22 protein-coding genes, 1 tRNA gene and 1 pseudogene are annotated in these 18816 nt (G+C 58.5%); 18 read left to right on the top strand and 6 right to left on the bottom strand.

Features of this window, described 5'->3' with window-relative positions; genetic code table 11:
* Nucleotides 1–19: 19 nt before the first annotated feature.
* From QU667_RS10440 to QU667_RS10385, 11 genes are all read left to right on the top strand, one after another.
* Nucleotides 20–301, top strand: a complete 282-nt coding sequence (locus QU667_RS10440) for a glutathione S-transferase N-terminal domain-containing protein (RefSeq protein ID WP_304987111.1) — start codon at nt 20–22, stop codon at nt 299–301.
* 196 nt (nt 302–497) lie between these two features.
* Nucleotides 498–857, top strand: coding sequence for an OadG family protein (locus QU667_RS10435; RefSeq protein ID WP_304987110.1), 360 nt, complete (start codon nt 498–500; stop codon nt 855–857).
* A gap of 17 nt (nt 858–874) precedes the next feature.
* Nucleotides 875–2002, top strand: coding sequence for a sodium ion-translocating decarboxylase subunit beta (locus QU667_RS10430; protein WP_304987109.1), 1128 nt, complete (start codon nt 875–877; stop codon nt 2000–2002).
* A 177-nt stretch (nt 2003–2179) separates the two neighbouring features.
* On the top strand, nt 2180–2878 hold the full coding sequence (gene cobI, locus QU667_RS10425) for a precorrin-2 C(20)-methyltransferase (RefSeq protein ID WP_304987107.1): 699 nt from the start codon (nt 2180–2182) through the stop codon (nt 2876–2878).
* A gap of 1 nt (nt 2879) precedes the next feature.
* The gene (locus QU667_RS10420; RefSeq protein ID WP_304987106.1) at nt 2880–3803 is read left to right on the top strand and encodes an ABC transporter substrate-binding protein; all 924 of its coding nucleotides are present in this window, start codon (nt 2880–2882) and stop codon (nt 3801–3803) included.
* Entirely contained in the window at nt 3800–4771 is a 972-nt protein-coding gene (locus tag QU667_RS10415) for a FecCD family ABC transporter permease (RefSeq protein WP_304987105.1), read from the top strand. Before QU667_RS10420 ends, QU667_RS10415 begins: the two co-directional genes overlap by 4 nt.
* Nucleotides 4768–5559: an ABC transporter ATP-binding protein gene (locus QU667_RS10410; protein ID WP_304987104.1), complete on the top strand. Its 792-nt coding sequence runs from the start codon at nt 4768–4770 to the stop codon at nt 5557–5559. Before QU667_RS10415 ends, QU667_RS10410 begins: the two co-directional genes overlap by 4 nt.
* Nucleotides 5560–5790: 231 nt before the next feature.
* Nucleotides 5791–6660 carry a PD-(D/E)XK nuclease family transposase gene (locus QU667_RS10400; RefSeq protein ID WP_304987103.1) on the top strand — a complete coding sequence of 290 codons (870 nt, stop codon included), beginning with the start codon at nt 5791–5793 and terminating at the stop codon, nt 6658–6660.
* Between the two features lie 109 nt (nt 6661–6769).
* Nucleotides 6770–7045 carry a type II toxin-antitoxin system RelB/DinJ family antitoxin gene (locus QU667_RS10395; protein WP_304987102.1) on the top strand — a complete coding sequence of 92 codons (276 nt, stop codon included), beginning with the start codon at nt 6770–6772 and terminating at the stop codon, nt 7043–7045.
* A complete protein-coding gene (locus QU667_RS10390) occupies nt 7045–7305 on the top strand; it encodes a Txe/YoeB family addiction module toxin (RefSeq protein WP_304987101.1) in 261 nt (86 codons plus the stop codon). The genes QU667_RS10395 and QU667_RS10390 overlap by 1 nt, the downstream gene beginning before the upstream one ends.
* A gap of 219 nt (nt 7306–7524) precedes the next feature.
* The gene (locus QU667_RS10385; protein ID WP_304987100.1) at nt 7525–8784 is read left to right on the top strand and encodes an S-layer homology domain-containing protein; all 1260 of its coding nucleotides are present in this window, start codon (nt 7525–7527) and stop codon (nt 8782–8784) included.
* A 158-nt stretch (nt 8785–8942) separates the two neighbouring features.
* Here QU667_RS10385 and QU667_RS10380 read toward each other — a convergent pair.
* A pseudogene (locus tag QU667_RS10380) lies at nt 8943–9093 on the bottom strand (secretion protein HlyD).
* A 20-nt stretch (nt 9094–9113) separates the two neighbouring features.
* Here QU667_RS10380 and QU667_RS10375 point away from each other — a divergent pair.
* On the top strand, nt 9114–9278 hold the full coding sequence (locus QU667_RS10375; protein WP_304987099.1) for a type II toxin-antitoxin system HicA family toxin: 165 nt from the start codon (nt 9114–9116) through the stop codon (nt 9276–9278).
* 13 nt (nt 9279–9291) lie between these two features.
* On the top strand, nt 9292–9717 hold the full coding sequence (locus tag QU667_RS10370; protein WP_304987098.1) for a type II toxin-antitoxin system HicB family antitoxin: 426 nt from the start codon (nt 9292–9294) through the stop codon (nt 9715–9717).
* A gap of 10 nt (nt 9718–9727) precedes the next feature.
* On the opposite strand, the gene QU667_RS10365 is transcribed toward QU667_RS10370, so the two are convergent.
* The 3 genes from QU667_RS10365 to fliD all read right to left on the bottom strand — a co-directional run bounded on the left by QU667_RS10365 (nt 9728) and on the right by fliD (nt 11116).
* Nucleotides 9728–10012, bottom strand: coding sequence for a hypothetical protein (locus QU667_RS10365; protein ID WP_304987097.1), 285 nt, complete (start codon nt 10010–10012; stop codon nt 9728–9730).
* Nucleotides 10013–10086: 74 nt separating this feature from the next.
* Nucleotides 10087–10269, bottom strand: a complete 183-nt coding sequence (locus tag QU667_RS10360) for a YjfB family protein (RefSeq protein ID WP_304987095.1) — start codon at nt 10267–10269, stop codon at nt 10087–10089.
* Between the two features lie 16 nt (nt 10270–10285).
* Nucleotides 10286–11116: a flagellar filament capping protein FliD gene (fliD, locus tag QU667_RS10355; RefSeq protein ID WP_304987094.1), complete on the bottom strand. Its 831-nt coding sequence runs from the start codon at nt 11114–11116 to the stop codon at nt 10286–10288.
* Between the two features lie 385 nt (nt 11117–11501).
* On the opposite strand from fliD, the gene mtaB reads away from it, so the two are divergent.
* From mtaB to nirJ2, 5 genes are all read left to right on the top strand, one after another.
* On the top strand, nt 11502–12779 hold the full coding sequence (gene mtaB / locus QU667_RS10350) for a tRNA (N(6)-L-threonylcarbamoyladenosine(37)-C(2))-methylthiotransferase MtaB (RefSeq protein WP_304988455.1): 1278 nt from the start codon (nt 11502–11504) through the stop codon (nt 12777–12779).
* Nucleotides 12780–12881: 102 nt separating this feature from the next.
* A tRNA-Arg gene (locus tag QU667_RS10345) sits at nt 12882–12959 on the top strand.
* Between the two features lie 183 nt (nt 12960–13142).
* Nucleotides 13143–13781, top strand: a complete 639-nt coding sequence (locus tag QU667_RS10340; protein WP_304988454.1) for a TetR/AcrR family transcriptional regulator — start codon at nt 13143–13145, stop codon at nt 13779–13781.
* A 28-nt stretch (nt 13782–13809) separates the two neighbouring features.
* Complete coding sequence (gene nirJ1 / locus QU667_RS10335; RefSeq protein WP_304987093.1) at nt 13810–15000, top strand: putative heme d1 biosynthesis radical SAM protein NirJ1; 1191 nt, start codon at nt 13810–13812, stop codon at nt 14998–15000.
* Nucleotides 15001–15008: 8 nt separating this feature from the next.
* On the top strand, nt 15009–16202 hold the full coding sequence (gene nirJ2 / locus QU667_RS10330; RefSeq protein ID WP_304988453.1) for a putative heme d1 biosynthesis radical SAM protein NirJ2: 1194 nt from the start codon (nt 15009–15011) through the stop codon (nt 16200–16202).
* 350 nt (nt 16203–16552) lie between these two features.
* Here nirJ2 and QU667_RS10325 read toward each other — a convergent pair whose 3' ends face one another.
* Nucleotides 16553–18409, bottom strand: coding sequence for a heavy metal translocating P-type ATPase (locus tag QU667_RS10325; RefSeq protein WP_304987092.1), 1857 nt, complete (start codon nt 18407–18409; stop codon nt 16553–16555).
* A 25-nt stretch (nt 18410–18434) separates the two neighbouring features.
* Entirely contained in the window at nt 18435–18653 is a 219-nt protein-coding gene (locus QU667_RS10320; protein WP_304987091.1) for a cation transporter, read from the bottom strand.
* Nucleotides 18654–18816 lie beyond the last annotated feature (163 nt).

The following is an 18816-nucleotide window of genomic DNA, read 5'->3' as shown; positions in this document are numbered from 1 at the left end:
GTCCGAAAGGAGAACTGCCATGAAAACACTGACCATGATCGAGATGGAGGGCTGCCCCTACTGCGCGAACGCGCACCGCGCCATGGACGCACTGCGCACCGAGGGCTACGAGGGCGTAGAGGTCGTCTTTATCGACGAGAACAAAGAGCCGGCAAAGACGCAGCCGTTCGCGGGGCAGTATTACTACGTCCCGAGCATCTTTCTGGACGGGAAGAAACTCTACGAGGCGCAGCCGGGGCAGAGCTACGACAAGATCTATGCCGAGGTGCGGCGAGCCTTTGATGCGGCGCGTGCCGACTGAAACCGAACGCGTCATTTATGAAAAATATGCAAAAGTTGCATGAGAAAAAGTGAAAATAAAACTTGTAAAATCGTCTGCAATCCAGCATAATAACAAAAGCGATATTTTCGCAATATACATAAAGATCCTCAGGATACCTCCACTGACGGGTACAACGGCGGTATTCATGAGGCGAAAAACAAGATGAGGTGAGTTTATGCATCAACCCGTAACCGACAATCCATTTGTCATCATGGTCATCAACATGGTCATCGTATTCTCCGTGTTGATTGCGATCTGGGGGCTCATCGAGCTCGTCCACAGACTTGACCCGACGAAGAAGAAGGCAGCGCCGCCCGCAGCGGCACCTGCCGCTCCCGTTCCTGCACCTGCGGCATCCCCCGCACCCGCTGCGCCTGCCGTTCCTGCAGGGCTGAGTGCGGAGACCGTCGCCGTCATTGCGGCGGCCGTCGCCGCCTGCGGCTCCGGTGTCGAGCAGATCCGCGCGATCCGCCCGGCAGAGCAGCCCGCATGGCGCAACTTCGGACGCGCAAACGGTATGCGCACGCCGCGCTGAGGAGGGAGTGACAGATTATGGATTTTATTAACGCATTTACCGTCTCCCTGCAGTCGGTTGTCGAGGGCAGCGGATTCATCGGCATGACCGGCGGCAACGTCATTATGATTCTCGTCGGGCTTATCCTGCTCTACCTCGCGTTCGCGCGGGACTTTGAGCCGCTGCTCCTTAGCCCGATCGCATTCGGCTGCATCCTTGCGAACATCCCGTTCAACGGCTTTGAGGAGCCGGGGGTCATGTCCGCCATCGGCATGGGAATCAAATACGAGATCTTCCCGCCGCTCATCTTCCTCGGTGTCGGCGCGATGACGGACTTCGGCCCTCTCATTGCACGCCCCTCGTCGCTCCTCATGGGCGCGGCGGCACAGTTCGGCGTGTTCATCGCCCTCCTCGGCGCGATGCTCCTCGGCTTTTCGGCGCAGGAGGCGGGTTCCATCGGCATCATCGGCGGCGCGGACGGTCCGACCTCGATCTACCTCGCCACGAAGATGGCGCCGCACCTCCTCGGTGCGATTGCCGTCGCGGCGTATACCTATATGGCGCTCGTTCCGCTCATCCAGCCGCCCGTCATGAAGCTCCTCACATCGAAGAAGGAGCGCGAAGTCATCATGGAACAGGCGCGTGATGTCACGAAGTTCGAGCGCATCGCATTCCCGATCGTCTCGACCATCTTCATCAGCCTGCTGCTGCCGTCCATCACGGCGCTCCTCGGTATGCTGATGCTCGGCAACCTCTTCCGCGAGAGCGGCGTGACGGATCGTCTCTCCGATACGGCGCAGAACGCGCTCATCAACACCGTCACCATCTTCCTCGCGCTCGGTACGGGGCTCACGATGAGCGCGGAGAGCTTCCTCGTCAAGGAGACCATTCTCATCATCTGCCTTGGTCTCGTTGCGTTCATCTTCGGTACGGCGGCGGGCGTCGTCCTCGGCAAGATCATGTGCCGCGCGACGGGTTGGAAGGTCAACCCTCTCATCGGCTCTGCGGGCGTTTCCGCCGTTCCGATGGCGGCACGCGTCAGCCAGCTCGTCGGCATCAAGGCAAAGCCCGGCAACTACCTCCTCATGCACGCCATGGGACCGAACGTCGCCGGTGTTATCGGTACGGCGGTCGCGGCAGGTACGATGCTCGCGATGCTGATGTAATCCACACAGCATTTGACAAAATCCTTCTTCCTATGTACTATGGGAGAAGGATTTTTATTGCTCATACCGTTCTTCCACCGATATGAGCAGCGGGCGGCATGATGTCCCAACGCATTTGCGTGGGATTTATGTCGCCACAGAACAGCACACATATAACATAAATGGAAGGAAGATTTTATGCGCGGAACATTCTACGGCATCGGCGTCGGTCCCGGCGACCCTGAACTCCTCACCGTCAAGGCGATCAAGGCAATCGAGGCGGCGGACGTACTCATCGCCCCGAAGACAGAAAAGAAGGACGGCAGCGTTGCCCTTGAGATCGCACGTCCGTACCTCAAAAAGGACATCGAGATCGTCTACCAAGTATTCCCCATGGTGAAAAACTTTGCCGATGATGCGGGCGCATGGGAAAAGAACAAGGCGGAGATCCTTGCACTCCTCAACGCGGGCAAAAACGTCGCATTTTTGACGCTCGGCGACCCCATGTTCTACAGCACCTACATCTACGTATTTCGTCTCCTGGAGCATGAGGATGTGGACATCCGCACCATCCCCGGCATCCCTGCCTTCATCGCCATCGGCAGCCGCGTCGGCCGCCCCATCGTCGAGGGCAACGACGTGTTCACCGTCATCCCCGGCACAGCGGACAGGGAGCGGCTTGAGGAGGTCATGGCGGTTGCGGGCAGCGCCGCCGTTATGAAGGTCTACCACAACTCCGCCGAGATCATCGACCTGCTGCGCCGCAACAACATGACGAAGGAGGCAGTGCTCGTCAGCCGCGCGGGACTGGATGATGAGAAGATCATCTACGACCTTGAGGCGCACGCGGATGAGAAACTGAATTACCTCTCCACCATTCTCACACGGAGGAGTTGATATGCGAACAATTCTTACCGTCCTACTGATTGCCGCCACCCTCGCCCTCACCGCGTGCGGTCTGCCCGTTGCCGACGAGGAGCGGGGCAGCTATGCGAGCATCACCGACGACAACGGACGCACCGTCCTCTTTGACAAAAAACCCGAGCGCATCGTCGTCACCTCCGCCTCTTTCCTCGAACCGCTGTACGCCGTCGGCGGCAGCGTCGTCGGCAGACCCGAGTCCAAGACGAAAGTGCCGCCCGAGGCAAAGGATGTCCCGCGCATCGGCAGAGTGTACCAGATCGACGCAGAGAAAATCATCGCGCTCAAGCCCGACCTCGTCATCCTCAACAAGGGCATGAACGAAAAACTCGTCGACACCCTCAACGCGAACTACGTCAAGACCCTCGTCCTCGACATGAAGAGCTACGAGGACGTCAAGCGCGAGATCGGCATCTTTGCCGCGCTCACGGGGGAAAAGGAAAAGGGCGAAGCACTCGTCCAAAAAATGGACGCGGACATTGATGCCGTCCGCACCTCCATCCCGCAGGAGAAAAAGCGCGTCGCCATCATCCACAGCACGGGACAGGGACTCTCCGTCCAGCTCGACGGCAGCATCGCGGGCAGCATTGCCGTGATGCTCGGCTGGGAGAACACGGCGGCGGGGATGCCCGCGCTCGACAAGAACCCCGATGCCGCACCCTACAGCATGGAGACCCTTGTCGCACAGAACCCCGACATCATTTTCGTCACGAGCATGGGCGAGGAGGCGGAGATCCGCGCCTCGATGGAGGCAATGTTCGCCGAGAGCCCCGCATGGCAGAGCGTCGGCGCAATCCGTGACGGACGCGTCTACTACCTGCCGCAGGAGATGTTCCTGTTCAGCCCCGGCATCGAGTATCCTGCTGCCGTCAAGTACATGGCGAGGCTCGTCTATCCATGAAAAAGCGCATCCTGCTCCTCATCCTCTTTACCGTACTCGCGGCATTTGCCATGCTCCTCTCCGCCGCAAAGGGCTCGGTTGACATTCCCATCGGGGAGATCATCGGCATCCTGAGCGGCACCTCGGGCGGGGCAAACGCCCAGATCCTCTGGAACATCCGCCTGCCGCGTACCATCGTCGCCGCACTCGTCGGCATCAACCTCTCTCTTTCGGGCGCAATCCTGCAGGCGATCCTCAGAAATCCGCTCGCAGACCCGCACATCATCGGTATCTCGTCCGGTGCGGGTCTTGCGGGTATTTTTATCATGCTCATGCTGCCGGGCGCGGCGTGGCTCATCACCCCCGCCGCGTTCGGCGGGGCGATGCTCGCCGCGCTCCTCATCTACATCCTCGCGTGGCGCGACGGCATCCGTCCGACGCGCATCATCCTCGCGGGCGTTGCCGTGTCCGCGTTTCTCGGCGCGGGCATCTCCGCCATGATGATCCTCTACAGCGACCGCGTTCACAGTGCGCTCATGTGGATGGTCGGCGGGCTCTCCGCGCGGAGCTGGCCGCACGTCGAGATGCTCCTGCCGTATACCATCGTGGCGGGGCTGCTCGCACTCGCCGCCGCGCAGCGGCTCAACATCCTCCAACTCGGCGACGACATGGCACGCGGCATCGGGCTTGCCGTCGAGCGCACGCGCATCCTCCTCACGGCGGTTGCCGCGCTCCTCGCCGCGAGCGCCGTGTCCGTGGTGGGGCTCCTCGGCTTCGTCGGGCTCATCGTCCCGCACGCCGCACGGCTCATGATCGGCGCGGACTATCGCTTCCTGCTTCCTGCGGCGGCACTCCTTGGCATCGCCGTCGTCACGCTGAGCGACACGGCGGCGCGGCTCCTCTTTGCACCACTTGAGCTGCCTGTGGGTATCATCATGGCGGTCGTTGGCGCACCGTTCTTTCTCTATCTTCTGAGGAGGCAGCTATGAGTGCGGGTATGACGGCGCGGCACCTCTGCGTCAAGATCGCGGGCAAGGAGATCCTGCACGGGCTGAACGTTGATATTGCCGCAGGGCGGCGCACCGCCATCGTAGGACCCAACGGCGCGGGCAAGACCACCCTCCTGCGTGCGCTGGCGGGGCTGAATCGCCGCTATACGGGCGAGATTCAGCTTGATGGACGCGAACTCGGCAGCTACACCGAGAAAGAGTTGGCGCGTGTGCGTGCCATCCTGCCGCAGGAGCGTGCGGCGGCGCAGGGGCTGACCGTGGAGCAGCTTGTCACCTATGGGCGGTTTGCCCATGCAGGTCTCTTTCAGACGCGTGCGGACGCGGAGGACAGAGAGGCAATCGCGTGGGCGATGGAGACCGCGCACGTCTCTGCCTTCGCCGAGCGCGAGGTGCATACCCTCTCCGGCGGCGAGCGGCAGCGCGTCTTTCTCGCCATGGCACTCAGTCAGCGTCCGCGCCTGCTGCTGCTCGACGAGCCGACCACCTACCTCGACGTCGCGCATCAGCTGCGCGTCATGGAGATCATCTCACAGCTCAACCGCGTGCATGGCATGACCATCCTCATGGTACTGCATGACATGGCGCACGCCATGCAGTACGCCGACGACATCGTCCTCGTAGCGGGCGGGCGCGTCCGCGCGACGGGCACACCCGCCGAGGTGCTCACCGAGGAGCGGATTGCGGATGTGTTCGGCGTGCGCGTCGAGATCTTTGAGAACAGCCGCGGCATCCGCGTCCCCTCACCCGTCGCCCTCGTGGGGGAGTGAAGCGCAAAAATTTTATTGCGTGAATCTTTGTTCTAGGGTAAAATATAAGGAAGCACTGATAAATTCAGCCGCGCCATCTTGACGCATCTTTTTTGCCCGCACTTCGTCGGCAAATCCTCCACATAGCTTTGGCTATGCGTCCGGTTTGCCTCCTTGTTCGGACGAAAAAATCTATGCCAATCTGACGGACTTCATTTTATCAGCGATTCCTAAAAACAAGGAAGTGATCGCATGGCGATACATACGAGTGAAGCCGTACGGAAGAAATTCGAAGACGCGCTAGCGAGTTTTTGTCTGCTCGACGATCCCTTTATGACGGTCGTTTTTCAGGACAGTCTCGCGTGCGTTGATCTCGTCATTCAGATTATCTTGGGGAATCCAAATCTCCACGCAACGAAAGTTATCACACAGGATACACTCAAGAATCTCCACGGTCACAGCGTCCGTCTCGACATTCACGCCATTGCCGATGGGCAGGAGTTCAACATCGAGATTCAGCGTGCGGCGGTTGGCGCGGCACGGCGGCGTGCGCGGTACAACAGCAGCATCATAGATGCTGCGGCACTCTCTGCGGGCGAGGACTATGAGCGGCTGCCCGAGACCTACGTCATCTTTATCACCGAGACCGACGTGCTCGGCAGAGATCTGCCCATCTATCATGTGCAGCGCACCATCCGTGAGACACAGGAGACCTTTGACGACGGCTCGCATATCATCTATGTCAACAGCTCGGTCATGGACGACACCCCGCTCGGGCGGCTCATGCATGACTTTCGATGCAAACGTGTCGAGGAAATGCACTATGACGTGTTGAAAGAACGTGCAGAACGGTTCAAAGACGAAGCGAAAGGAGTGGTGAAAATGAGCAGCAATCCACTGTGGGATGAATTTGTTCGGGCATATGACGAAGAGATGCGCGACAAAGTAAGCGAGAAAGTCCGCCAAGAAGTGAGCGCGGAAGTCCGCAAAGAAGTGAGCGAAAAGGAGCGTGTCTTTTCCATCAAAAAAATCATGGAAAAGTTTCGTGTATCGGCAGAGAGTGCGATGGATACGCTTGCCATTCCCGAATCCGAGTGGGCACGCTACAAGGCGATGCTGTGAATGTGAACGGATGCAGGTTCATCTGCATCCGTTTTATAGTGCACCAAAACAAATTGACAACGCACAAATATTTTCATACAATGTAATAAAACAGAAGGGCGGTGAGAACATGGCACAGGCAAGTGTGAGCATCCGTATGGATGCCGACCTCAAGCGGCAGTTTGACGAGTTCTGCTCCGAGATCGGGATGACGATGACGACAGCGTTCTGCGTCTTTGCAAAGACAGCGGTGCGCGAGCAGAGAATCCCGTTCGAGATCGCGGCGGAGCGCAGCGATGATCCTTTTTATTCGCCAAGCAATATCCGTTACTTGGAAGAATTGAAGCGTGATATTGAGATGGGGAAGGCGCATTTTGCCGAACATGATTTGATTGAGGTGGATTGATGGGACTGCTTTGGGAAGATCGTGCATGGGAAGAGTATCTGTATTGGCAGACGCAGGATCGAAAGACACTGAAACGGCTCAATGCCATCATCCGCGATATACAGAGAAATCCTCTGGAAGGTACCGGAAAGTCGGAACGACTGAAGGGCAATCTCAGCGGATGGTGGAGCAGACGCATTGATGAGACGAATCGTATTGTCTATTACGAGGAGGATGGAACGATCCATATTGCTTCCTGCCGTGGACATTACGAGAGCTGACAGCCCTTACTTATCCCTGCATGAACAAACATAAGCCGAGAATTATAACCTGCTATAAAGTTTTTTGACGATGGGGTATTGCAATTTCCACGGCGGCGTGCTATGATAAAGCCGTTCCAAGGGATGAGAATCCATCGCGAAAAGGAAACAAGGATACTTTTGCGGGGGCTCTCCATTGGAAATCAAATACTATCTGTTTTACAGAAGGAGGAGTTTCTCATGAAGAAGACTCTCGTATCCGCACTCGCAACGGCTCTCGTTGTCGGTGCAGCAAGCACGACGTTCGCAGCTGCGAACCCGTTCTCCGATGTGCCCCGTGACCACTGGGCATACGATGCTGTGACGCAGCTCGCTGCGGACGGCGTTGTCGAGGGCTACGGCGACGGCACCTATCGCGGCGACCGCAACATCACGCGTTATGAGATGGCGCAGATGGTCGCAAAGGCGATGGCAAAGGACAACATGCCCGTTTCGGATCGCGCACTCGTCGACCGCCTCGCTGCTGAGTTCGCTGACGAGCTCAACAACCTCGGTGTCCGCGTCTCGAACCTTGAGAAGCACGCTGACATGGTGAAGTGGGAAGGCAAGCTCGAGTACACCTACACGAGCCAGCGCACGGAGAACCGTCAGAAGGAGAATGCTGATAATCTCGTCTTCCGCCTTGAGCCGACGGCTGAGGTCAATGCGCACTGGAACGTCCATGCACGTCTCGATGCCTCCACGAGCATGAAGCATGATGCGGCTGGCAAGGATGATACGGATGACAAAGTCACGCTCAAGCGCGCATGGGCACAGGGCAACTATGACAACTTCACGGTGAAGTTCGGTAAGATGGAGCTTGCCTCCGCTGAGGGCTATACGGGCGCGGGCAACCTCGTTCTCGACCGCGAGTTCTCGGGCGCAGAGGTGGAGTTCGGCAAGGATCTGAAGGCAAAGCTGCAGGCAGGTCAGGCGAAGATCGCTACTAACGAAAGCGCAAACTATCAGGGCATTGAGCTCCAGTACGACAAGGACAACTGGATGGCGGGTGCCGGTTACTACCATGCAAAGACGGATCTCTGGAAGGGCACTCTTAGGGATGCGAACGGTACGGCACAGGATGTCTGGGCAGTGAACGCGGGCTACAAGTTCAACGACAATGTCCAGCTGGCTGCTTCCTATGCGAAGAACAACAAGATTGATGCTGAGAAGAAGTACAAGAAGTCCTATCAGATCGGTCTCGACTACAAGGGTGCAGAGGCGATGGACAAGGGGTCGTGGGGCGCATACGTTTCCTACCGTTACCTCGGCGGTGCATCCATTGCTCCGACGACGGATGGCGCAACGGCATGGACGAAGGGCATCGAGCTTGGCACAGCCTACACGGTCTGGAAGAACGTTATCGTGTCCGCGAAGTACTTCACGGGCAAGACGATCTACGCAGATCCTCTCGGGGATAAGCGTCAGCAGCTCTTCGGCCGCGTTGAGTTCCTGTTCTAATCCACACGTCACGGTTGCGGCAATCGCCGCATAACGAAATCCCCCTCCATATGGAGGGGGATTTTTGGTGTGAAAAATTTATAGCACATATAAAAATATGTGCTATAATAAAGAAAAGGGAGATGATGCCATGCGCAGCTATTCGTCACGGGAAGTTATTAAGGAAGCACTGATAAATTCAGCACCGCCATCTTGACGCATCTTTTTTGCCCGCACTGTGTCGGCAAATCCTCCACATAGCCCTTGCTATGCGTCCGGTTTGCCTCCTTGTTCGGACGAAAAAATCTACGCCAACCTGACGGACTTCATTTTATCAGCGTTTCCTTAAGATGCTCAAGGCTGATGGATGGTATGAGGTGCACTGTGTCGGCGATCATCATCAATTCAAACATCCGACGAAGAAGGGGCGCGTTACTGTGCCGCATCCCGTGAAGGATGTCACGCAATTTGTTTTGAAACGCATTTCGGAGCAATCCGGCATTGTGTTTTCCTAGGAGGATGATTCTTGTGAAGGATAACTATATCTTTCCTGCTGTTTTTCATGTGGATGAGGAAGGTGTTTCGGTCTGCTTTCCGGATTTGCCGGGATGTTTGACTTGTGCAGATACGATGGAGCAGGCTTTTGCCCGCGCAAAGGAGGCTGTTCAGCTCCATCTCTATGGGATGGAGGAGGATGCAGAGGAGATTCCCTCTCCCACGCCTCTGATGGAGATTAAGACATCGCGGGGGGAGACCATTGGGCTGATCGAGGCGTGGATGCCGCCGTTCCGTGAGAAGATGAGCAACAAGGCGACGAATAAGACGGTTACAATTCCACGGTGGCTTGATATTCTGGCGCGTCGCGAAAAGGTAAACTACTCGCATTTGCTACAGTCTGCGCTGAAATCCTATCTCGGTGTTACCGAGAACCCCGCACAGAGTATGAGGGCGTGAATATCATTTCTTAATTCTTGCGATATTTCTCCATCAATGCCTTGATATTCTTCATCGTTGCCGGACGATTGAGCGAGAGAATATGCTCGTGCGTGGGAGAGCCTTTATGCATGGCATATTTCAGTGACACTTTTTGAAAATTGCTCAGCTCGGGCGCCTGTAAAAGTCGCTCAAGATCGTGTGCGGTCAACATGATTTCGTCCTCGCGTATGACCTTTCGGAGATAGCGAAACCAGTGTGAGCCGTTGTATTTTGAGCGGATTGCTGCGTTGATGATGTAGGTGTACCAGTCCATATTAGGGCCTCGTAAATTTCTGTAAGAAATCCCCCTTCTGAACAAGCAGAAAGGGGGACTTTTGTGTTTTCTATTTACGCAGATACGTCGATGCTGTTTCCAAGGCTCGGATCGACGCTCGCGGTGCTTTCCTCGATGAGTTCGAGTGCCTCGCTGCCGGAGTTCATGGCGAGCTTTGCGACGGCGATGCCGAGGCTCTGCTGCGTCTGCATCTGGTGCAGTCCGACGGACATCTGTGCGACATCCATATAGTCCATTGTGTTCCCTTCTCTCTTAGACGTAGATGCTGAACAGGTTCAGCATATTGGAGTAACGCTGCATGGTGGGCAGGGATCTGCCGTTCAGCATACTAGCGGCGTAGCTGAGCTGGCTGCCGATCGCCTGCTCCATCGAGGGGATGACGCGGCTGCTCGCCGACTGTGCGTACTGTGCGTGACGGTCGGCACGTCCTGCAAGTCCTCCCTGCCCGAGGATCGCCTCGGACTGCGCGGGCGAGGCGGTGAGGGCGCGGGCGAGGCGGCTCTCGTTGACGCTCATCTTGCCGGTCTTGGCATCGACGCTGATGCCCATCTTGGCATAGGAGTCCGCCTTGTAGGTGGTGTCGGAAAAGTTGGCAGCGAGCTGCTGCACGCCCTTGCCGAGGCTCTTGTTGCTCTGTAGGAAGTCGCTCGTTTCGTTGTACTCCTTCACGAGATCCTTGACATTGCTGATGGCGGCTTTGAGTTTGTCGCTGTAGGTCTTGGAGCCGTCGGCATTCGTCTGGATGTCGGCGCTGCTCAGCTGAAAGTCGGTACGGGCGAGTGCGCCCGCCGCCTTGCGGAGATCCTTCATGTTCGTGTCGTACTCGGCGTGAAATCGCGTGCTGGTTTCGGTGTAGGATTTGCGCAGGTTGCGCGCCTGATTGGCGATGTCCATGATGGAGCGCAGTTCCTGTGCGCTCGACTCCTGTCCGCGATACTGTGCGGAGTAGAGGCTGCCGCTGCGCCGGCTGCGGCTGTGCGCAGCGCCGAAGAGTGCGGCGGTTGCGTCCGTGCGCGAGTTGTTGGCGTAGAGCGAGCTGTAGATGGTGCGTGCCGCGCCGGTCATCTGCGATATGGTTGCCATGTATGTTCCCCCTTCCATGGTGATGGCGTTCATGTTGTGGGAATAATTTCCTATGTATATTATATCGTTTTTTGTGGAAATGTCATTAGTTTTGGGAGAAAAATTTATTGCGGAGCGTTTGATTTGTGATACAATATAAAAACTGTTGTCTGAGCGGCAGCCCCTAACGTGAACGCCTCGTTACGCAAGTGATCGTGTGCTTATCTGCCGAAATACCTGCGGACTTCTTAAACGCGCTGCGCTTGAACGAAAGAAGTCCGCAGGGGGCAGAACGCCCCCTTTACTCACTTGCTTCACTAGGGTTCACTTATAGGGGCACGCCGCTCTATCAAACGCTCCGTATGAATTTAGGTGGGGAGGAGGGCATAAGTTGAAGGCTGCATTTATGACGCTCGGGTGCAAGGTGAACCAGTTCGAGACGGAGACGATGGAGGGGCTGTTTCGCGCACGGGGCTACGAGGTGGTGCCGTTCGAGGAGCGGGCGGATGTCTATGTCGTCAATACGTGCTCGGTGACGCATCTGAGCGACCGCAAGTCGCGTCAGCTGATCCGCCGCGCGGCGCGGACGAATCCTGCGGCGTGCATTGCGGTGACGGGCTGCTACGCGCAGGTCGCGCCCGAGGAGATCCGTGCGCTCGAAGGGGTGCGTGTGGTGCTCGGGACGAAGGAGCGTGCGCGTATCGTGGACTATGTGGAGGATGCGCTGCGCGCGGATACGGGGGCGGTCGGTACGATCACGGACATCATGCAGGCGTGTGTGTTCGAGGACATCCCGCTGCACGCGCTGCCGCACCGCACGCGTGCGTTCCTGAAGATCGAGGACGGCTGCCAGAATTTCTGTACGTTCTGTATCATTCCGTATGCGCGTGGCCCTGTGAAGTCGCGTGCGCTCTCTGCAGTGGCGCGTGAGATGCGTCTCCTCGTCGGGGCGGGGTTTCCTGAGGTGGTGCTGACGGGGATTCATCTCGGCGCGTACGGCATTGATCTCCCCGCACATCCGACGCTCGCGGACGCGTGCCGCACGGCACTCGCGGAGAGCGGGCTGCGTCGGCTGCGGCTCGGCTCGCTGGAGTCGGTGGAGCTGTCGGCGGACCTTCTCGAACTGATGCGGACGGAGCCGCGCTTTGCGGCGCATCTGCATCTGCCGCTGCAAGCGGGGAGTGATGCTGTGCTGCGGGCGATGAACCGTCCCTATACGACGGAGCAGTTCGCGCAGCTCGTTGCGGATGTGCGTGCGGCGGTGCCGGGGGTGGCGATCTCGACGGACATCATTGTGGGGTTCCCGGGAGAGACGGAGGAGGACTTCGCAGCGGGGATGGACTTCGTGCGGCGGATGGGCTTTGCGCGGATGCACGTGTTCCCGTACTCGGCGCGGCGCGGAACGCCTGCGGCGCGGCGCACGGATCAGGTGCCGCCGCCGGTGCGCAGGGAGCGTGCGGCGCGGATGCAGGCTCTTGCGGAGGAGATGGCGGAGGCGTATCACCGCTCGATGCTCGGGGCGGTGGTGGAGGTTCTCTTTGAGACGTGCGCGGACGGGGTGACGGACGGGCTGACGGAGACGTATGTGCGCGTCTATACGGATGCGCCCGTCGTGCACGGGGCGATCGTACCCGTGCGGCTGACGCATCTGTATCGGGACGGCGTGTGGGGGGAGATGGTGTGACAGCCACTCCCGCCGGAGTGGGGAGCGTTTGAACAAAAAAAGAAAATCTCCCCTTGACACGCACCTCCATATCTGTTATTATAATCAAGTCGCAAGACACGTGACTCAGTAGCTCAGCTGGATTAGAGTATTTGACTACGAATCAAAGGGTCGGGGGTTCGAATCCCTCCTGGGTCACCATTTTGGATAGAGAACGTCGACGGTGGTCGGCGTTTTTTTGTGCGCGAATGTGTCTATTCTCAATTATACGAATGAGAATGAAAATATGAATGTGATTCATTTTTTGCTTTTCAAATGCGATGTTTTTCGCTATAATAATATAGCATGATGACAGAAAGGGTGAATCTCTTGTTAGAGGAGAAAATGGGCCGCCGGGAGCGCAAGAAGCTGCAGTCGCGCCGCATGATTCTTGAGGCGGCGATCAGTGAGTTCTCGAAGAAGGGCTACAAGGAGACGTCTGTTGCGGACATCATGAGCGCGGCAGATCTTGGCATCGGGACGTTCTACAATTATTTTGGCTCGAAGGAGGATCTCTTGTTCTCCCTGCTCGGGCGGCTCGGCGAGACGATCCGTATGGCACTCGCGGAGGCGCGCGCGGCGGAGCGCACGTCGCTGGAACTGCTGGAGGTGGGGGCGCGTGTGACGGCGAAGTTCCTCGATGAGAACCGCTTTGTGATGCCGCTCTTTCTCTCGGGTGCGTCCCATATGGCGCAGGGACGTGAGGAGTCGGATGCGCCGCACGCCCCCGAGGGGAAACCTGCGGGCAGCCGCATGACACCGCAGATCAAGCAGGTGTTCACAGAGATCATCCGCGCGGGGCAGGCGGCGGGGGAGATTCGCAGCGATGTGCCTGTCGATCTGATCGCGGAGATGTTTCACTCGCTCTATCAGGCGGCGGCATTCAGTCATCTGGAACTCTCGTATCAGGAGAATATCGCGCTCAAGACGCGGCTCCTGCTCGATGGGATTCACAAGCGGAATGAGGAGATACGTTCCGTCTAATTGTGTATTGTGTATTTAGGAGACCTTGATGATCAGTGTAACGAAGCTTCTTTTTATGGATGAATACTACGGCGACGCGCTGCGCTACGGGCAGAACGCGCACCGCATGAAGAGCGGCGCGGCGGAGGGGATGGGGCCTGTCGTGGTCTGGAACTCGACGCGCACGTGCAATCTGCGCTGCCGCCACTGCTATATGTCCTCCGACGGGCAGAAGTACGATGGCGAGCTGACGACGGAGGAGGCAAAGCGTTTCATCGACGGCCTTGCGGAGTTCCGTGTGCCGGTGCTGCTCTTCTCGGGCGGCGAGCCGCTGATCCGCCCCGACTTTTTCGAGTTGGCGGAGTATGCGCGGGACAAAGGTGTGCGCCCGACGCTTTCGACGAACGGGACGCTTATCACGCGCGAGGTGGCGCAGCGGATCAAGGATCTGGGGGTCGGCTATGTCGGCATCTCGCTCGACGGGCTCGCGGATGTGAACGATATGTTCCGCGGGGTCGAGGGCGCGTATCAGCGTGCGATGGAGGGGATCGAGAACTGTGTCGCCGTGGGGCAGCGCGTGGGGCTGCGGTTTACGATCAACCATCACAATATCATGGAGCTGGACAAGATCTTTGACTTTATCGAGGAGAAGGGGATCAACCGCGTCTGTTTCTACCATCTCGTGTACTCGGGGCGCGGCGGTCAGATGATGGATGAGGATGTGACAGCGGAGGAGTCGCGCCGTGCGATGGATACGATCATCGCGCGGACAAAGGACTTTGAGGCACGCGGTTTGAAGAAGGAGATCCTGACGGTGGACAACCACTGCGACGGGGTCTATATGTATCTGAAAGCGCTCGCGGAGGGGAACGATGCGGGGGCGGAGCAGATCAAGAAGCTGATCGGTGCGAACGGTGGCAACCGTTCGGGCATTGCGTTCGGCGAGGTGGATCACCTCGGCTATGTGCATCCTGATCAGTTCACGCAGCATCATACGTTCGGCAATGTGCGTGAGCGCAAGTTCGGCGACATCTGGCAGGATATGACGCACCCGATTCTCGCGGGGCTGAAGGACAGGAAGCCGCTGCTCAAGGGGCGCTGCTCGAAATGTCAGTACCTCAACTGGTGCAACGGGAATTTCCGCACGCGTGCGGAGGCGCGGACGGGGGACTTTTGGGAGTCGGACCCGTCCTGCTATCTGACGGATGAGGAGATCGGCATTCGGGAGGCTGCTGTATGAGTGCCCCGATGGAGGCGGCGCACGCCGCACAGGGCACGATGGGGACGCATCCGCACGCGGCGGGACATCCTGCGGGTGCGGGGCATCCCCACGCGCATATGGGAGGACACCCCGGCGGACATCCGCACGGCATGGGACATCCGAGCGGGCATCCTGCGGGGATGCCGAAGGGGCATCCGAAGGGCGTTGCGGGCGGCGGGGTAAAGATCATTTCGTGGAACACGACGAACGCCTGCAATATGTACTGTGCTCACTGCTACCGCGACGCGGGCTGCCGCGCGGACGAGGAGCTCTCGACGGAGGAGGGCAAGAAGCTCCTGCGCGAGATTGCAAAGGCGGGCTTCCGCATCATGATTTTCTCGGGCGGGGAGCCGCTGACGCGCCCCGATATTCTCGAACTCGTTTCCTATGCGCGCGGGCTTGGGCTCATCCCCGTGTTCGGTACGAATGGGACGCTGATCGACCTGCCGATGGCAAAGGCTCTCAAGGAAGCGGGCGCGTGCGGGATGGGTATCTCGCTCGACTCGCTCGACAAGAATAAGCACGATACGTTCCGCTCGTTCCCCGGCGGTTGGGACGGCGCAGTGCGCGGGATGATGAACTGCCGCGAGGCAGGGCTGCCGTTCCAGATCCATACAACGGTGATGGACTGGAACGCGCACGAGCTTGAGGCGATGACGGACTTCGCCGTGGAGATCGGGGCGAAGGCACATCATTTCTTCTTCCTCGTGCCGACGGGACGTGCGGAGACGATCGAGGAGGAGTCACTGCGTGCGGAGGCGTACGAGGATGTGCTTTCGCGCATCATGCGCAAGCAGGAGACGGTGGACATCGAGCTGAAGCCGACCTGTGCGCCGCAGTTCCTGCGCATCGCCGATCAGCTCGGCGTGGATACGCGCTTCTCGCGCGGCTGTCTGGCGGGGCTGACGTACTGCATCATCAGTCCGCGCGGCAAGGTGCAGCCGTGCGCGTACCTCAACCGTGAGCTGGGGGATGTGCGCGAGACGCCGTTCGATGAGATCTGGGCGAAAAACGAGGTGTTCAAGGAGCTGCGTACGCTCGACTACGGCGGCGGCTGCGGCTCGTGCAGCTACAAAAAGGCGTGCGGCGGCTGCCGTGCGCGTGCGGCGTACTACCATGACGGCGACTTCATGGCGGAAGAACCGTGGTGTCTGTACCACGGGCGACGCGGCGAAGCGTAAGAGAATAGACGAAAGCCCCCGATGATGGTCGGGGGCTTTCGTGTAGAAAGATTTACTTGCACTTCGAACAAATGAATGTATAATAGATGTAGAGAACCCTCTGATAAGCTATGGCGGCTACCTTTTCACCTTCCCGATCCTGTAAGTGGGAGGTGTTGCGATATGAGTTACTACGAGTTCATCCTTGCGCTGATTCTCGTCACGGGCTACATTATCTGCGTTAAAAAGAAATAACCGCCCTACCTACCAAGCACGAGCGGTTATAACCGTGTAATGTGAAGAGGTAGCCGTCTTGTCACGGTTCTCTTTTTTGTGTCTTTATTATATCAGATACGAACCTGCGATGCAAGTCATTCCTTTACGCTGAGGGCACGCATGGCGTTGAGGATGGCGAGGACAGTGACGCCGACATCGGCGAAGATCGCCGCCCAGAGCCCTGCGTAGCCAAGTGCACCGAGGACGAGGACGATGCCCTTGATGCCGATGGCAAAGATGATGTTCTGCCACGCGATGCGCATGGTCTTGCGTGCGATGTCGATGGCGGTTGCGATCTTTCGCGGCTCGTCGGTCATGAGAACGACATCCGCCGCCTCGATTGCCGCATCCGAGCCGAGTGCTCCCATGGCGATGCCGACATCGGCGCGTGCGAGGACGGGCGCGTCGTTGATGCCGTCGCCGACGTAGGCGAGCGTCCTGCCCTCCTGCTGCGCGGCAAGGCGAGCCTCGACCTGTGCGACCTTGTCCTGTGGGAGGAGTTCGGCATGGACGGTGTCGATGCCGAGTTCCTTGCCGACGCTCGCACCGATCCAGCGCGTGTCGCCCGTGAGCATGACCGTCTCGCGGATGCCGCGCTCCTTTAGGGCGTGTACTGCCTCCGCCGCGTCCTCCTTGATCTCGTCCGCGACGTGGACAACACCCGCAAAGCGTCCGTCAACGGAGAGGTAGACCGCGCCCGTGTGCGGGATCGGCGGAATGTTTACCGTTTTCTTTGCTGTGAGGAGGTCATGCGTGCCGAGCAGGATGAAATGTCCGTTGATGTGTGCGGAGATGCCGCATCCTGCATTTTCCTCCATCGCGTGTACGTCCGTATCCTCGGTCGTGTTCCCGCCGCCTGTGAAGGCGCGGAGGATGGAGCGGCCGATGGGATGGGTGGAGTAGCGTTCCGCATTCGCCGCGTAGAAGAGTACGTCCTCCTCCGCGAAGCCCTCGGCGGGGATGACGCTCGCGACGTGGAAGCTGCCCTTCGTGAGCGTGCCGGTCTTGTCAAAGACGACGGTGTCCGCCTTTGCGAGTGCTTCGAGATAGTTGCCGCCCTTGATGAGGATGCCGGCGCGGCTCGCGCCGCCGATTCCTGCAAAGAAGGAGAGCGGCACGGAGATGACGAGGGCGCAGGGGCAGGAGATGACGAGGAAGGTGAGCGCACGGTAGATCCACATAGAGAACGGATCGCCCGTGACGAGCGGCGGGACGAGGGCGAGCAGTACCGCACCGATGACGACGGCGGGCGTGTACCAGCGGGCAAAGCGCGTGATGAATGCCTCGGTGGTCGCCTTCTTGTCCGTCGCCTCCTCCACAAGCGAGAGGATGCGCTCGACGGTGGATTCCTCGTAGGGGGTTGTGACACGGACCTCCAGTACGCCGGTCTGATTGATGCAGCCGCTGATGATCTCATCGTTCGTCTTTACGGTACGCGGTACGGATTCCCCCGTGAGTGCGGCGGTGTCGAGCAGCCCCTCGCCCTTCGTGATGATGCCGTCGAGCGGGACGCGCTCGCCCGGGCGGATGAGGATGGTCTCGCCGACCTCGACCTCGTCGGGAAATACCTCCTCCTCTGCACCGTCCCGCACAACGCGCGCCGTGTCGGGACGGATGTCCATGAGCGAGGAGATGGAGCGGCGGGAACGCTGTACGGCGTATCCCTGAAACCACTCACCGATCTGGTAGAGCAGCATGACGGCGACGCCTTCGGAGTAGTCGCCGAGCGCAATCGCACCGATCGTGGCGACTGCCATGAGGAAGTTCTCGTCAAAGACGCGCCCGTGGCGAATGTTCTCCGCCGCCCGCCAGAGGATGTCCCAGCCGATGAGGGCGTAGGCGGCGAGGAGGAGCACGATGCCGACGACATTGTCTTCGAGGATCATTCCCGGGATGAAGAGTGCTGCTGCTCCGCCGATGCGCATGAGCATCCTCTTTTGTTTCTTCGTCATGTCTGCTTCCCCCTTTTTTTCTTGGTTACGCTTCGAGAACGGCGTCTGGCTCGATGGTCTTGGCGATCCGTTTGATCTCTGCGACGATTTCGTCAAAGCGCGCGTCGTCCGCATCGAGTGTCATGCGCTCGCTGAGGAAATTGACGCGCACCTTGTTCACGCCCGCGATCTTTGCCGCAGCGTCCTCGATCTCATGGGCGCAGTGGGCGCAGTCGATGTCGCGAAACTTGAATGCCTTTTTCATGATGATCGTCTCCTTTGTTCAAACAACATATGAGCAACTATTCATATGTTGAGTATAAATGGTGATGAAGCGGTTGTCAATAGGAAAGGAAATTATTTTTCAAGCAAAAACCCCGAAGCGGTAACTTCGTGGTTCTTCGTGTGTATGTGCCATGATCATCCGT

The organism is Selenomonas dianae (genome assembly GCF_030644225.1).
Lineage (GTDB): Bacteria > Bacillota > Negativicutes > Selenomonadales > Selenomonadaceae > Centipeda > Centipeda dianae.
This window is presented reverse-complemented; position numbering and strand designations above follow the sequence as displayed.

Excerpts from the sequence above, each read along its gene's own strand:
- nirJ1 (WP_304987093.1), top strand. The coding sequence starts at position 13,810 with ATGATCAGTGTAACGAAGCTTCTTTTTATGGATGAATACTACGGCGAC.
- QU667_RS10340 (WP_304988454.1), top strand. The coding sequence starts at position 13,143 with ATGGGCCGCCGGGAGCGCAAGAAGCTGCAGTCGCGCCGCATGATTCTT.
- QU667_RS10395 (WP_304987102.1), top strand. The coding sequence starts at position 6,770 with ATGGCACAGGCAAGTGTGAGCATCCGTATGGATGCCGACCTCAAGCGG.
- QU667_RS10400 (WP_304987103.1), top strand. The coding sequence starts at position 5,791 with ATGGCGATACATACGAGTGAAGCCGTACGGAAGAAATTCGAAGACGCG.
- fliD (WP_304987094.1), bottom strand. The coding sequence starts at position 11,116 with ATGGCAACCATATCGCAGATGACCGGCGCGGCACGCACCATCTACAGC.
- QU667_RS10325 (WP_304987092.1), bottom strand. The coding sequence starts at position 18,409 with ATGACGAAGAAACAAAAGAGGATGCTCATGCGCATCGGCGGAGCAGCA.
- QU667_RS10435 (WP_304987110.1), top strand. The coding sequence starts at position 498 with ATGCATCAACCCGTAACCGACAATCCATTTGTCATCATGGTCATCAAC.
- QU667_RS10320 (WP_304987091.1), bottom strand. The coding sequence starts at position 18,653 with ATGAAAAAGGCATTCAAGTTTCGCGACATCGACTGCGCCCACTGCGCC.
- QU667_RS10440 (WP_304987111.1), top strand. The coding sequence starts at position 20 with ATGAAAACACTGACCATGATCGAGATGGAGGGCTGCCCCTACTGCGCG.
- QU667_RS10360 (WP_304987095.1), bottom strand. The coding sequence starts at position 10,269 with ATGGACTATATGGATGTCGCACAGATGTCCGTCGGACTGCACCAGATG.
- QU667_RS10410 (WP_304987104.1), top strand. The coding sequence starts at position 4,768 with ATGAGTGCGGGTATGACGGCGCGGCACCTCTGCGTCAAGATCGCGGGC.
- QU667_RS10365 (WP_304987097.1), bottom strand. The coding sequence starts at position 10,012 with ATGGACTGGTACACCTACATCATCAACGCAGCAATCCGCTCAAAATAC.
- mtaB (WP_304988455.1), top strand. The coding sequence starts at position 11,502 with ATGACGCTCGGGTGCAAGGTGAACCAGTTCGAGACGGAGACGATGGAG.
- QU667_RS10390 (WP_304987101.1), top strand. The coding sequence starts at position 7,045 with ATGGGACTGCTTTGGGAAGATCGTGCATGGGAAGAGTATCTGTATTGG.
- QU667_RS10415 (WP_304987105.1), top strand. The coding sequence starts at position 3,800 with ATGAAAAAGCGCATCCTGCTCCTCATCCTCTTTACCGTACTCGCGGCA.
- cobI (WP_304987107.1), top strand. The coding sequence starts at position 2,180 with ATGCGCGGAACATTCTACGGCATCGGCGTCGGTCCCGGCGACCCTGAA.
- QU667_RS10375 (WP_304987099.1), top strand. The coding sequence starts at position 9,114 with ATGCTCAAGGCTGATGGATGGTATGAGGTGCACTGTGTCGGCGATCAT.
- QU667_RS10430 (WP_304987109.1), top strand. The coding sequence starts at position 875 with ATGGATTTTATTAACGCATTTACCGTCTCCCTGCAGTCGGTTGTCGAG.
- nirJ2 (WP_304988453.1), top strand. The coding sequence starts at position 15,009 with ATGGAGGCGGCGCACGCCGCACAGGGCACGATGGGGACGCATCCGCAC.
- QU667_RS10385 (WP_304987100.1), top strand. The coding sequence starts at position 7,525 with ATGAAGAAGACTCTCGTATCCGCACTCGCAACGGCTCTCGTTGTCGGT.
- QU667_RS10420 (WP_304987106.1), top strand. The coding sequence starts at position 2,880 with ATGCGAACAATTCTTACCGTCCTACTGATTGCCGCCACCCTCGCCCTC.